At 46.7% G+C, this 13,713-nt stretch carries 14 protein-coding genes; 7 read left to right on the top strand and 7 right to left on the bottom strand.

The annotated features are described in order from the left end of the window. The first annotated feature begins 25 nt into the window (after nt 1–25). The 3 genes from ACVA6Q_RS07110 to cyoE all read left to right on the top strand — a co-directional run bounded on the left by ACVA6Q_RS07110 (nt 26) and on the right by cyoE (nt 2,769). On the top strand, nt 26–622 hold the full coding sequence (locus tag ACVA6Q_RS07110; protein ID WP_446647026.1) for a hypothetical protein: 597 nt from the start codon (nt 26–28) through the stop codon (nt 620–622). A 69-nt stretch (nt 623–691) separates the two neighbouring features. Further along, the gene (locus ACVA6Q_RS07105) at nt 692–1,855 is read left to right on the top strand and encodes a COX15/CtaA family protein (protein WP_446647025.1); all 1,164 of its coding nucleotides are present in this window, start codon (nt 692–694) and stop codon (nt 1,853–1,855) included. Continuing rightward, entirely contained in the window at nt 1,852–2,769 is a 918-nt protein-coding gene (cyoE, locus tag ACVA6Q_RS07100; RefSeq protein ID WP_446647024.1) for a heme o synthase, read from the top strand. Before ACVA6Q_RS07105 ends, cyoE begins: the two co-directional genes overlap by 4 nt. Before the next feature lie 31 nt (nt 2,770–2,800). Here cyoE and ACVA6Q_RS07095 read toward each other — a convergent pair whose 3' ends face one another. Genes ACVA6Q_RS07095 through ACVA6Q_RS07080 form a run of 4 tightly spaced genes read right to left on the bottom strand, consistent with a single transcriptional unit; the run spans nt 2,801 to nt 6,130 of the window. Further along, a complete protein-coding gene (locus ACVA6Q_RS07095; protein ID WP_446647023.1) occupies nt 2,801–3,712 on the bottom strand; it encodes an amino acid ABC transporter permease in 912 nt (303 codons plus the stop codon). Nucleotides 3,713–3,717: 5 nt separating this feature from the next. Beyond that, nucleotides 3,718–4,542, bottom strand: coding sequence for a transporter substrate-binding domain-containing protein (locus tag ACVA6Q_RS07090; protein ID WP_446647022.1), 825 nt, complete (start codon nt 4,540–4,542; stop codon nt 3,718–3,720). Nucleotides 4,543–4,583: 41 nt separating this feature from the next. After that, entirely contained in the window at nt 4,584–5,378 is a 795-nt protein-coding gene (locus ACVA6Q_RS07085) for an amino acid ABC transporter permease (protein ID WP_446647021.1), read from the bottom strand. Then, complete coding sequence (locus tag ACVA6Q_RS07080; RefSeq protein WP_446647020.1) at nt 5,378–6,130, bottom strand: amino acid ABC transporter ATP-binding protein; 753 nt, start codon at nt 6,128–6,130, stop codon at nt 5,378–5,380. Before ACVA6Q_RS07080 ends, ACVA6Q_RS07085 begins: the two co-directional genes overlap by 1 nt. A gap of 292 nt (nt 6,131–6,422) precedes the next feature. Here ACVA6Q_RS07080 and hcp point away from each other — a divergent pair, with 292 nt between their 5' ends. After that, on the top strand, nt 6,423–8,084 hold the full coding sequence (hcp, locus tag ACVA6Q_RS07075; protein ID WP_446647019.1) for a hydroxylamine reductase: 1,662 nt from the start codon (nt 6,423–6,425) through the stop codon (nt 8,082–8,084). Nucleotides 8,085–8,143: 59 nt separating this feature from the next. Beyond that, the gene (locus ACVA6Q_RS07070; RefSeq protein WP_446647018.1) at nt 8,144–9,163 is read left to right on the top strand and encodes a 2Fe-2S iron-sulfur cluster-binding protein; all 1,020 of its coding nucleotides are present in this window, start codon (nt 8,144–8,146) and stop codon (nt 9,161–9,163) included. A 121-nt stretch (nt 9,164–9,284) separates the two neighbouring features. Here the strand turns inward: ACVA6Q_RS07070 and ACVA6Q_RS07065 are convergent, their stop codons facing one another. After that, nucleotides 9,285–10,610, bottom strand: a complete 1,326-nt coding sequence (locus ACVA6Q_RS07065) for a ferredoxin reductase family protein (RefSeq protein ID WP_446647017.1) — start codon at nt 10,608–10,610, stop codon at nt 9,285–9,287. Between the two features lie 163 nt (nt 10,611–10,773). Between ACVA6Q_RS07065 and ACVA6Q_RS07060 the strand changes: the two genes are divergently transcribed. After that, entirely contained in the window at nt 10,774–11,610 is an 837-nt protein-coding gene (locus ACVA6Q_RS07060; RefSeq protein WP_446647016.1) for a hypothetical protein, read from the top strand. 89 nt (nt 11,611–11,699) lie between these two features. Here ACVA6Q_RS07060 and ACVA6Q_RS07055 read toward each other — a convergent pair whose 3' ends face one another. After that, nucleotides 11,700–12,281 (bottom strand): FMN-dependent NADH-azoreductase, encoded by a 582-nt coding sequence (locus tag ACVA6Q_RS07055; protein WP_446647015.1) that lies wholly within the window; start codon nt 12,279–12,281, stop codon nt 11,700–11,702. 204 nt (nt 12,282–12,485) lie between these two features. Here ACVA6Q_RS07055 and ACVA6Q_RS07050 point away from each other — a divergent pair, with 204 nt between their 5' ends. After that, nucleotides 12,486–12,722, top strand: a complete 237-nt coding sequence (locus ACVA6Q_RS07050; protein WP_353498933.1) for a hypothetical protein — start codon at nt 12,486–12,488, stop codon at nt 12,720–12,722. A 59-nt stretch (nt 12,723–12,781) separates the two neighbouring features. Here the strand turns inward: ACVA6Q_RS07050 and ACVA6Q_RS07045 are convergent, their stop codons facing one another. Then, nucleotides 12,782–13,672: a LysR family transcriptional regulator gene (locus tag ACVA6Q_RS07045; RefSeq protein WP_446647014.1), complete on the bottom strand. Its 891-nt coding sequence runs from the start codon at nt 13,670–13,672 to the stop codon at nt 12,782–12,784. Nucleotides 13,673–13,713 lie beyond the last annotated feature (41 nt).

The following is a 13,713-nucleotide window of genomic DNA, read 5'->3' as shown; positions in this document are numbered from 1 at the left end:
ACGACTGGCGAATAAACGAGGTTAGATGATGAGCAGTAAATTAGAGACAACAAGAACAGTATCGTCCAACGCTACACCTAGTGCGTCTTCAGTGAGACGCGGTCGCTCAACTCTCTTGGCGCTAATAGTGTTTTTTGCACTGCCTTTTATCATCGCCAAAGCTATTTTGAGCAACCATTGGTATCAATCGGGGGTAACTAACCATGGTGCGCTAGTTGAGCCAAGGGTGACGTTTGAGTCTCTCGATTTGGTGAACCCACTGCAAACGAAGAGCTGGCAACTTGGATTTATGTTACCCGCGGATTGCAATGATGCGTGTATCAACCGCCTCTACATCATGGGGCAAACCTATTTGGCATTAGGCAAATACAAAGAACGTGTGACACCAGTGGTGTATGTGTTGCCAGATCAAGTGCTGCCAGAGTTACCAGAATCTCTAAGCGTGGTGACGGTCAATGCGGCCTTTGTAGATGTTGTGCCAGAACAAGGATATTTGATTACCGATACTCTTGGTCAGTTGGTGATGTACTTTTCGCCTACCTCAGAAGATAAGCAAGTCGCACACAGTAAGGGACTGCTTTCGGATCTTAGAAAATTACTGAAATTATCACGAGTCGGTTAGACGCACGAAAGGTGCGCGTTGTTTGCAAATCGAATGGTAGTAAGTCGATAGTCACAGCAAGGAGTCGCTATGGGGTTAATCAACTTAGTCAGAGCTTCACTGGTGTTTACGGTCATCGTGATTGCCATGGGTGCTTATACTCGGTTAGCTGATGCCGGGTTAGGTTGTCCGGATTGGCCTGGCTGCTATGGGCAATTGACGGTTCCCAGCTCCAAGGTAGCAGTGGAAGTCGCGAATACGCTTTATCCAGAGAGAGCCGTAGAGCCGTACAAAGCGTGGTTGGAGATGATTCATCGATACTTAGCAGGAGGCTTGGGGTTGATGGTGTTTGCGATCACCGCTATTGGTTTATCAAAGAGGCGTAGGGAGTTAGGCACCGTGCTGCCAATCTCTCTGTCATTAGTGATTGTGTTCCAAGCGGCACTGGGTATGTGGACGGTTACGCTCAAACTCATGCCGATCGTAGTGATGGGGCACCTGCTTGGCGGCTTTACCATGTTCTCTTTGCTGTTTTTTACCTACCTAAAGCTAAGACCTAAGATTGAGGTTCGCCGTGCCAATACTACAGACGAAGCCTGCAACGCTGATATGGCATTTGAACCTAAAGTTGTCGACAAGCCTGCAACACAAACATTGCCGACGCTGGTCAGTTCACGCCTGAAAATACTTGCGTTGGTTGCGCTGTTTGTGTCGGTTTTGCAGATCATGTTGGGCGGATGGACATCATCGAATTATGCTGCGGTGGTGTGTACCGCGCTGCCTATTTGTGAAGGGAATTGGACGCAGTACTTGGATTTCAAAACCGCCTTTACTCCGGTTCATTTCGGGTTTGATGACTATGAGTTTGGCGTACTTGAGTATCCTGCAAGGATGACAATTCATGTGACTCATCGAATCGGAGCGATTGTCGTTGCGCTTGTGGTAGGTCTATTGGCATTTCGGTTGTGGCGTTATTCACATCCAGCGATACGTAAAGTGGGGGTTACTTTAGCCGCGCTCTTGACACTCCAACTGCTGTTGGGGCTAAGCAACGTTGTGTTCCATCTTCCGCTACCTGTGGCTGTATTACACAACCTTGGCGCGGCCTTTTTACTGCTATCGCTTATTCACACTAACTACGTACTGCATAGCGCGCGCTATGTGCGAATCGAAAAACCAACATTGACCATTGTTGAAGCCAACAGCCAAGTTGCTGCCCTCAAAGTGTCTGGAGACAAGGAGAGTTCTCTATGAGTAAAACGACGATAATCAGCAATCGTGAGGTGAACTCGGCCTCCAAACCTGCAATCAACTGGCGCGTTTATCTGACGTTAACGAAACCGAAAGTAGTCGCCTTGATGATTTTAACTGCCCTAGTAGGGATGTGTCTTGCAGTGCCCGGTGCGTTACCTGTGCAAGCCAGCATCTTGGGTTTAACAGGTATAGCGTTGATGGCGGGTTCTGCAGCCGCGTTCAACCACCTGATTGATCGCCGTATCGACGCGATTATGGCGCGTACCCACAAACGCCCTTTGCCGTCTGGTGACCTAAGTGCCGACAAGGTAATGGCGTTTGCCAGTGGTATAGGTATAGCAGGCTTTGCCGTGTTGGCGCTTGGCGTGAATTGGTTAACGGCTTGGCTAACGTTTGCAAGTTTGCTTGGCTATGCGGTGGTGTATACCTTGTATTTGAAACGGGCAACGCCGCAAAATATCGTTATAGCCGGGATTGCTGGTGCCATGCCGCCGCTATTGGGCTGGACAGCTGTGACCGGAGAGCTGCATGCCAATGCGTGGCTTTTGGTGATGATCATCTTTATTTGGACTCCGCCACATTTTTGGGCACTAGCGATACATCGAAAAGATGACTACGCCAAGGCTGATATTCCAATGCTGCCAGTAACACATGGGGTGGAATACACGAAAACGTCCATCTTGCTGTACACAATTCTATTGGCGTTAGTGTGCTTGATGCCAGCTCTGGTTGGGATGACGGGTTTGGTCTATTTGGCGGGTTCAACCTTTTTGAGTGCTGGGTTTATCTACTATGCGTGGAAGCTTAAAGTCGCCGTAACAGAGAAAACTGCAATGGAGACCTTTAAGTTCTCTATCATTCATTTGATGGTGCTGTTTGTTCTACTTCTTGTTGACCATTACATGCCAGTCTAACCATTAACGATCTACCGTTAACTAGCGAAGCCTATCTCTGCTGGCTTTCAAAGCGTCGAAACAGTAGGGATAGTGCTAGGCAAAGTAAGAAATAGCACAAGCCAACAATGAGCCAGATTTCAAAAATAAGCCCGGAAGAGTTAGCCATTTCAGTGCCGACAAAGGTCATTTCCTGTATGGAGATTAACGAGACGATAGAGGTGTCTTTGACTAGAGAAATCGCTTGTCCTGCCAGTGCTGGCGCGACTGCAGTAAGCACTTGCGGTGCGATGACATCTTTATATTGATACCAGGTTGATAAGCCTAACGACTGACCCGCCTCCCACTGCCCTTTTGGGATAGAAGCAAGACCCGCGCGAATGATTTCTGCCACATACGCTGACGATAGAAGACCGATACAGATAACGCCAGAAAGTAGGTTCTCCCATAGCGAGCTAGGACCAAACAAAAACGCCTGCCAAGCTGATATTTCACCGCTATAGCCACGGAGCACATCACTGAGCCCAAGTAATGGGATCAACTGATTCGAAATGAAAAAGTAAAAAATGAAGATAAACACCAGCGGCGGAATATTTCGAACCAACTGGATAAATAGATTGGCGGGGATGCTAAATACGGCCATCGCTGAGTGTTTCGCTAGGCCGAGTAGGGTGCCTAACGCTACGGCAAGCACCATACCCCACACACTGAGTCTCAGTGTGGCAATGATGCCCTGGACAAAATAGGGTAACCCTCCATTTGCAGTCGGGTTAAACACCAACTCAAACGCCTGACTCCAGCGCCAGTGATAGTTGATTCCAATGGATGAACGGTACGCCAGCCAGACAGCAAGTCCCACCACAGCGAGCAGTAATACGCCATCGAGAATGGTAGGACGCCATCGCTTTGCTGGTGATGATGGTTTTTTATCGAAATTCAATTTGATTGAGTTGGTGTTGCTCATTGTAATTATTGTCCGCCAGCGATTTGGTCTTGCCAATCTAGGGTAGAGAACCAGTATTCATAGCGATCTTTTAGCCAGCCATCATCGGTTCTTGCTTGGATCCACTTATCGAAGAAGGCTTTTTTGTCCTCTTCACCTAGACGAACAGCGAAAGCTTCGTTTCCTTTAGAGAGACGCTCGTTAAATGGAATAAATAACGCGTCGGCGTGTTTAACTGCCTCATGCTCAGGCTTCGGACTTGAGGCGATCACTGCGTGGGCGTTACCGTTCAGTACTTCTTGGAATGCTTGTGCATCATCGTCAAACTGCAGAACTTTTGCCTTCGGGAACGTTTCGCGAGCAACTTGCACGGTGAATGCACCGCGGCGAGCAGCGATTTTCACGCGGCGTGAGTCAAAGTCTTCAATCTTAGAAAAGTCGCCAGCCAGTGCTTTGCTTGCCGCGACTTGGACACCTGAGTGTGAGTAAGGCGTGGTAAACAGCACGCTCTTTGAACGCTCTGGCGTAACAGACATACCGCCGATAATGACGTCAAATTTTTGAGAGAGCAGAGCAGGGATGATGCCATCCCACGCGGTAGGCACAAACTCAACTTTCCAGCCTGAATCTTCAGCGAGTCGTTTCGCTACATCGATTTCAAAGCCAATAAGTTCGCCCTGTTTGTCACGCATGGCCCAGGGTACAAACGTTGACATGCCAACACGCAAAGTGCCGCGTTCGTTTATTTTATCGAGATTAGGTGTCTCGCTGGCTGCGGCGCCAAATGAGACCGCAAGGCCAATTGCGACGGAACTGGCTGCTTTTACTAGATGTTTGAGTGTCCTTTTCATGGGGTGACTCCTTGTTAGTAAATCATGGTTAGCATAGAGAGTTATGACCGCTTCTCTTGACTTAAACGATATTCAAGCCAGGCAGAGAATCCAGACAAGGTAAGCGTTAACACGAGGTAAATCGCGGCAACAGTAAACCAAATTTCAAATGGCATCGCGGTTTCTGCCACGATGTTCCTTCCTTCTGTGGTGAGGTCGAAAATCGCCATCACACTGACGATGGATGAGTTTTTAATTAACGAGACGACTTCGTTTGTCAGCGGCGGCAGTGTGCGTCGAACGACCTGCGGCAGTATCACATCATAGTAGGTATAAAAACGAGATAGCCCTATTGAGCGACAAGCTTCGAACTGACCTTTTGGAACACTATTTAGACCCGCTCGGAGGATCTCCGCTGTGTAGGCGCCCTGGAATAGCGCCAAGGCAAATACTGCAGTGGAGAATCGATCTAGGCCGATGATAGGGCCAAAGACAAAATACAGAAGATAAATTTGTACCAATAGTGGCGTATTTCGTATGCCTTCCACATAGCAATGAGCGATAGTGCGGCCTACGACCGAATTAGAAGTCTTTAACAGCGCGGTAATGAGGCCGAATAGCAAGGTAAACAGTAACGCCAAAGCGCTCAGTTTTATGGTGACAATCAGGCCTTCTAAAAGCTCTGCTGGCCACCACTCACCATCTTCATAGAATGCTAGATAGTCCGGCACTCGCTCCCATTGCCAGCGATAGCCCATAGCCTCAGCTCCACTATTGAGTAGCCAAGCTAGTGCTATCGCTACCAGAGCGATTTGTAGGATTGCGGATAGTACGGGCTTAATAATCTTGAATATCATCAGTGATTTAAGATCTTGTCCAAAAATGCCTTAGTACGTGGGTGCTGAGGGGCGTCGAAGATTTGGCTCGGCGGCGCCGATTCTAAAATTTGCCCTTCATCCATGAAAATAACATTGTGCGCCACTCGCTTGGCGAAGCCCATTTCGTGGGTGACGCATAGCATAGTCATGCCTTCTTCAGCCAGCTCAACCATAACGTTGAGCACTTCGCTAATCATTTCAGGATCGAGCGCTGACGTTGGTTCGTCAAAAAGCAGAATATCGGGTTTCATACACAACGAGCGGGCAATGGCAACGCGCTGTTGTTGGCCACCAGAGAGTTGAGAAGGGTACTTTTTTGCTTGTTCGGCGATCTTCACTCGTTCAAGCATCTCCATAGCGCGTGATTCTGCTTGCTGTTTTGAAAGCTTAAGCGTGCGTATCGGCGAAAGTGTTAGATTTTCAAACACAGTAAGGTGTGGGAAAAGGTTGAAGTGCTGAAATACCATACCGACTTGACCAGGTTGAATACTCTTGGAGTTCACATCGTGACCGAGTACCTGGATATCACCGGAGTTGTAGGCTTCTAAGCCGTTGATACAACGGATAAGCGTAGATTTACCTGAGCCAGAAGGGCCGCAAATGACGACGATTTCGCCTTGTTTGACTTCCAGTTGGATAGAGTTCAGAGCTTGAAAGTCTCCGAACCATTTATTGACGTCGTTAAATTGTACTGCGTTCACATGGAACCCATTGTTTTTGTTATTTCTCATAACATTAGCAATATCGATACCGCATCTCAATACTCAGATCTAAATAGTAGCAAAGATATCCAATGCTCTCGGATAAACGATTTTAGAACGAAAGTGAGTCTTTATGACTCTATGGTTTGTTTTTGATGCGATTTTCTGTTGGGTCATTATGACCTTTTGGGGATTGGTTTTCTAAATTAGTCCATAAAAAACAGTAAGATAAATTATGGCACAGACTATGCTATAGAGCTGCAGGAAATAATCAGCGCTGGCTACGTACCAAAGCGCGACTTAATATACTGGAGTCCTTATTATGTTCTGTATTCAATGCGAACAAACCATTCAAACCCCTGCTGCTAAGGGTTGTTCATACGCACAAGGCATGTGTGGCAAAACATCAGAAGTGTCTGACCTACAAGACGTATTAGTGTATACCCTACAGGGTGTTTCTTTCTGGGCCGATCAAGGTCGTAAATTTGGCATTGTTGACCAAGAAATCGATCAATGGGCGCCTAGAGCTTTCTTCTCTACACTGACGAACGTTAACTTCGACCCAGAGCGCATTATCGAGCTCTCTACTCAAGCTGCTGATTATAAAGCGCGACTTCAACAAAAAGTACAAGCGGCATCGCTGGTTAAGGGTATAGCCATTGATGAGCTGTCTCCTGCTGCGAAATTTGAGCTGCCAACAACAAAAGAAGCGTTGTTAGCGTTTGCGCCGACGGCGGCAGTAAACCGTGGTCATGACAGTCTGCATGAAGATGTGATTGGCTTGCGTCTACTTTGCCTATACGGCCTCAAAGGCGCAGCGGCGTACTTAGAGCATGCGCGTGTGCTATCGCAAACGGATGAGGAAGTGTATGGCGAGTATCATCAGATCATGGCGTGGCTCGGTACTGACCCTGTTGACTTAGAGCCGCTTCTAAACACCTCAATGCAGATTGGTCTTATGAACTATAAGATCATGGAGATGCTAGACAAAGGCGAAACGGACACCTTTGGTCACCCAGAGCCAACTCAGGTGAACGTCAAGACTATCAAAGGCAAGTGTATCCTAGTGTCTGGTCACGACCTTCATGATCTTGAGAAGATCCTTCAGCAAACCGAAGGGCTAGGTATCAACGTTTATACCAATGGTGAGATGCTTCCAGCTCACGCTTACCCAGAGCTGAAAAAATACCCACACCTTGCAGGTAACTACGGCAGCGCATGGCAGAATCAACAGAAAGAATTTGCTAATTTCCCTGGCGCCATCGTCATGACTTCAAACTGTTTGCTAAACCCGAATGTTGGTCAATATGCTGATCGTCTATTCACACGTAGCATTGTTGGTTGGCCTGGCGTTGTGCACATCGAAGGTGATGATTTTAAACAAGTGATCGAATGTGCATTAGCTCAAGACGGCTTCCAGCATGATGAGATTGAACAGATGATCACCGTAGGTTTTGGTCGTAATGCATTGATGCAAGCCGCACCTGCGGTTGTGGAACAAGTGAAAGCAGGCGCAATCAAGCACTTCTTCCTAGTTGGTGGCTGTGATGGCGATAAGTCTGAACGTAGCTACTACACAGACTTTACGGCTCAAGCTCCAGAAGACAGCGTCATCTTGACCCTGGCTTGTGGTAAGTTCCGCTTCAACAAAAATCAGTTTGGTGACATCAACGGCATTCCTCGTCTATTGGATGTTGGCCAATGTAATGATGCTTATTCTGCAATCCAGTTGGCGCTTGCACTGGCAGAGGAATTTGATTGTGGTATCAATGAACTGCCTTTGACTTTAGTCCTGTCTTGGTTTGAGCAAAAAGCGATTGTGATTCTACTTACCCTGTTTGCGCTTGGCGTAAAAGGTATCTACACAGGACCAACGGCGCCTGCTTTCCTAACGGATAACTTGCTAAGTATTCTGCAACAGAAATTCGATATGCGTGGTATCTCCACGGTTGAAAACGATTTAAAAACTATTCTGGCAGCATAATTAGCAGTGATTGAAATGGCGCTTTGGTGCGCCATTTCAAGTTTTAGGAGAAGCAGAAAATGGCTTGGTCCCATTCAGATACAATCCAATTAACCTGTACCAAAAAATGGTTTGAGACGCCGGATTCGGTATCGTTTGAGCTGTCGAGTGATTCAGCGAGTGACTCATTTCAATTCAAAGCGGGGCAATTCTCCTCGCTGGGTTTTGATATCCAAGGTAAAACAGCGTTTCGTGCCTACTCGATTAGCTCTATCCCGGGTGACAGTCGACTGAAATTTACTGTTAAGCGCGTCCCCGATGGTCTGGTATCAAATCACATTGTCGATATGTTGTCGGTTGGCCAAAAAGTGCAAGCTCAAGCGCCTGTGGGTCAGTTCAATAATGTCGATTGTACGCCAAAGCAAAAGGTGCTGATGATCAGCGCTGGTTGCGGCGTGACGCCTGTTATGTCAATGGCTGACCAATGGCTAGCAGAGGGGGCAAATATCGATATTGAGTTTTTGCATCTGGCGAAAAGCAAACTCGATGCGATTTACTTTGATAGGTTGATGGAGCTAAATCAGAGCGTAGAGAGCTTTCATCTCAACATGTTGCTTGAAGACAATACGGGCACAGATTTTCCTCAAGGTTTAATCAGTCTTGAGTGGTTAAAAGCTTTGGTTTCAGACTTTCAGCAGCGCACAATTTATTTGTGTGGACCAACCGGTTTTATGCAAGCGGTTAAGTCGGCACTCGAAGATGCGCAGTTTGACATGTCTCAGTTCCACCAAGAGAGTTTTACGCCAGCTCAAGTCGCTACAGAGGCTGGTGACAGCCAAGTAAAAGTTGCCGTACCAGACTTTGGTGTTGAAATCGAAGCAGACGAAGGCAGCTTACTCATTGATGCGTTAGAAAAAGGCGGTGTGCCAGTCATTGCAGCTTGTCGAAGTGGCATCTGTGGGTCTTGTAAATGCAAGGTGAAAGTTGGCCAAATAGAGTCGTCGAGCTATGAAACTCTGTCTGATGAAGAGAGAGAAAGCGGTTATGTTCTTGCTTGCTCTAGCACCATCAAGTCTGATGTAGAAGTGAGCCTAAACTGAGTCGCAATGGATGGGTAGCTCATCTTCCTAAAGAGGCACAATCAGGCAAAAAAACGGAACAACCAAAAAGGCGCGATGTGCGCCTTTTGTGTTCTTGCATCCGCTTTAGCTTCGCCAGCCATTATCGAAAGTTAAACAGCTCGGCATGGAAAGCGGTTGTTTTCATGTTGAGTGCCTTCAACTGACCTTGTAGAGCATTTTTGAATCCGACGGGGCCACAAAACCAGATGCTGTGTTCTGACAGATCTGGGTGTTGCTGCAAGATCTGCTCAATCGATAAAAACGGGGTAAGCCTATTATCGATAAGGTGAAACTCTATATTAGCGCTCAGTGCGGCTAGCTTCATTTCCTGTATTAGTAACGGTGACGGCGCTTGAGTACAGTAATAAAACACCACTTCTTGATCTCTTGGTTGTTTTGCTAACTGCTCCAGTCTGGCCTTAAACGCTGCGCAGCCAATACCTCCGGCAATCCACACTTGTTTCTTGTTGTCCTCGAAATCGAATTGGCCATAAGGTCCTTCTACTTCAACGGCCTGACCTGCTGTCACGCGGTTATGAATATCGGCGGTAAAATCCCCGAGTGCTTTGATAAGAAAGCTAACTTGGTGACTATGGTCATCGTATGAGGCAATAGTGAACGGATGAGGTTCTTCATCACCAAGTTTGAGAAACGCGAACTGTCCCGCTTTGTGTCCACGCCAATTTGGGAGCTTAGCCACAATTTTGGTTGTCTGGTTTTCTTTGTTGTACTCAACACTAGTCACTTCGCCTGTGTGCTTTCGGCGATGACCTATCTTGCCTACAAGACTCCAAATTGCTGCGGCAATACCCGCGACAACAACGATCACCGTGACGGGTGTGATTAAGTTGCCCCAGTATGCATGTTTGAGCAGCACCAAAGAGTGATAGCCAATCGCGACAAAAGCGATAGCCATAAGCTTGTGTGTCCACTTAAATAGCTTGTACTTAATTGGGACAAAGAGCGCCAACAGTGATAAACCGATAAACAAATAGAGTGTCCATTCCCCTAAGCTTTCAGCGCCGCTTCGCAGTGGTTGAATGGTTGCGTAAAGCGAGTCCGGATCGATGGGTGCATCTACCCCTCGTTGTGGGCGTTCCATAACACCGGCACTAACCAGTTGTTTTGGGACAATTGCAAGTAACCAATGGATCGCACCAATAACGACGCCATAAATGGCCGTCCATTTATGTAAGCGATAAGATTTGTCCAGACCTTTAGTAAGACGCTCAAACAGCGGCAATCTCATTGCCAGAAGCATGGTCATCGTTAACAGCAACACAGACACAATGCCCGTCAGTTGAAGTAAAGCACTACGCCAAGGCATAAAGGTCTCATAAGTAAACAATGAGGGTTCGGCTTGAAGCCATATCAAAGTGACAGCCAGTACGAGGGTGAGCACCATAAAATAGAGTTTTTTCATCATAACGCTCCTATTGGGCTTTAACTCTACTCCTTGCAATGTAACCTTACGTCAGTGTTAGTAAATCAATGTAAATTCATGAGCCAGTTTGGGTTTTCACCAAGCTTATACGCTAAATCGTACTCAGTAGGGTAGGATAGAGTGATATCAATGGATGTGCATAATAATGAAAAAACTGATTTCAATTCAAAGCGCCATGATTGTCGGCTGCTTATCGCTTACTTTGATCCCGTTATTCTACAAAGTCGATGTACCAGGAATGAAGATCCCAGACTGCACGATGGAAGAGGTGGTCGAAACCCCTATTTTCTTCTTCGTTTCCAAAACGGTTGTAGATAAATATGGCCTTGAAGAGGTCAATACTGAGTTAGATAAGTCGGTTCGTAAAAGCAATGTGATAATGAGAAACTCGTGCATTCCCATGAAGCGAACATTGGCGACGGTAGAAACCGTCGATTTTAACTCGGCCTCGTTGTTTGATATCGACCAAATAAGACGCCAACTGATGAAGCGCGTTGGTGAAGAAAAGGTACGCAACATTGAACGGCTTCCTAATCAATTTTATGGCGTGATCCTCGCCGATGAGGATGGCTATTTTGAATATGACACTATTGGTACCACCAACCCGGATGAAAATAGTCAATTCTTTATGCTGTCTGAGTATGCTGATGAATACACGTTAGAGCATGAATTAGGCCATCTTTCTTGGGCTTGGCATGACGATCGCTCATGGTTTAAAGTTCTTGATGAAACGTTAGAGCAGCACACTTCGGAAATGAATAAAGATAGGCTCAAACCTTATGCGAGAGGTTATCAGTGCGGCGGTGCAGGTACTATTATGAGTTATGAATCAGAACTGCTGTCGATTTATTCGAGCCCTGATATAACCAATAACGGTAGAGTTTGCGGCGATGAGCAGTATGCTGATAACGCGCGGCAGCTTCGAGAGTTTGCTCGCGATCTCAAACGGAAAATGCAGCTACAGAAAGCCGCTACCCTTTGATATTTGTTACCGTCAACAAAAAGTGGTGAGTGACGCTAGGCCAACCCACCACTTCTCCGAACTAAGCTTGATGCAACCTGAAAGGCGAGTTACACCAACTGGCTAAGCGCTTCCAATGCAGAGGCTCTATTTTCAGCCGCTGGTTCATCACCCATGTTCAGCGCTTCCGCATAGACAAACTCTACGTCTGTCATACCTAGGAAGCCAAGAATCGTCACTAAGTAATCATGCATGCTATCTCTTGGCGTATCTTTGTGAATGCCACCGCGAGTAGTCAAAACAACGACTTTTTTGTTGTCGATAAGACCAACAGGGCCTGTCTCTGTGTATTTAAAGGTGACGCCTGCACGAGCAATAAGATCGAAGTAATTCTTAAGCTGCGTTGGGATCATGAAGTTATACATTGGCGCAGCAATCACGACGGTATCTGCCTGCTTAAGCTCAGCAATCAATGAATCAGACAGTTCAACGATCTGTTTTAGCTCGTCTGATAGATCGTCACCGGTGCTGCGAAGGGCTGTTGCTACTGCCATGTCCAAAACCGGCACTGGCTTAGCAGCAAGATCGCGTGTTGTTACGTTTGGCTTACCTTCGATTGCTTGTGCAATGATTTGATTAGACTGTGAATAGTCGCCAAGAATGCTGGACTTTAAAACAAGTGTATTCGACATGGGGTTATCCTCTCTATCAGAAGCAACGTCTGCTTCTCAATCTATGGGGTCAGTTTAGACACTGGGGTGATGTTGTATAAGGCGGTTTGTTTGAGCATCTAGTTCGAAAAATTTGAACAGATCTATACCCATACAAAAAGTGGCACTATTTGTGCTCGGTTACACATAGCATTTGTAACTTAATTCAACTTTTTGGAGGTTCCCATGACGAAATGGTTTCCACTTATTACCGTGATTTCTTTGAGCCTAGCTTTAATTCTAGGAGTGATGATCTACTTTTTTGGTATGCAAGCTATTGTAATTACAGCATCTGAATGGAAAAACGCATGGTTCGTGATCATGATGCACGTACTCTGGTTTTTCTCATGTTTGTTTGTCGCGATCTATAGCATTGAGTCATTCCTTACCAAGGTGAAGATGCACTTCACCCGTGCAGTGTGACCATTTTAGGGCAACGATGCTGTGTGGTACGTCTGTTAGAAGCGCTTTGATGGAATGGATTACGACTCCTCGTTCGATTGCGCGAGACGCATTTTAATGTAATCGAGAAACAGTTTGGTTCGCGTGTGGTCGTAGTCGAGTTTGGGGTAGTAGGCGTAGACTGTCGAGTCCATGGCTTGGATCTCTGGCAGTACGCGAACCAAGGCGCCAGATTTGACATCTTCTTTGATCATGATGTCATTGCTAATGAGCACACCCATGCCGCTTTTGGCCGCGTAAAACAGCGCTTCTGGATTGGTGGTCGCAAAGTTTCCAGACAGCATGATACGCTGGTTTTTGGAAATTTTGTATTCTCGTTGCGGGCGCTCTCCCCAAATCAAAATGTTGTGCTGCTTGAGTGATTCCACCGTTTGTGGCTCACCAAACTTAGCAATGTAGGAAGGGGCGGCGTAAAAGCCAATTCTTTGCTCAAACAGTGGGGTTTGTTTAATACTCAGAGTATTGAGGGTGTCGAGCTCTCGGCTGATGAATACATCCAGGTTGCTGTCAGGCATCGCACCAGGAACCGTAGTGGTGAGCTGGATCCGAATGTCTGGATATTGGATAAGAAAATCGTTGAGATATTGAACTAGAAATTTGGATCCAACGGCAATGGTTGCGCCGATTTTTAGAAGTCCTGCAGGCGTCTCATTGACGGATCGAGTTTCATCGATAATGGACTGAAACCGGTCAAGCGAGTCCTTGGCGCGCTGGTAGAAAAGGGCACCCGCTTCGGTTTGGGTCACTGAGCGAGTAGTGCGTTTGAGAAGTTGTACCCCAATGCGTTCTTCAAGCCAGTGGACCCGCTTGCTGATGGCTGAGCTGGTGGTATTGAGACGGCGAGCTGCGCCGTTGAAGCTTCCTTCTTCGACTACTCGAATGTAAGTGTTGATACACGAAATCCAATCCATATTCAGCCTCTTATTATTTCCTAACAGGACGTATTCTGTTT

The organism is Vibrio sp. DNB22_10_4 (assembly GCF_052879755.1).
This window is presented reverse-complemented; position numbering and strand designations above follow the sequence as displayed.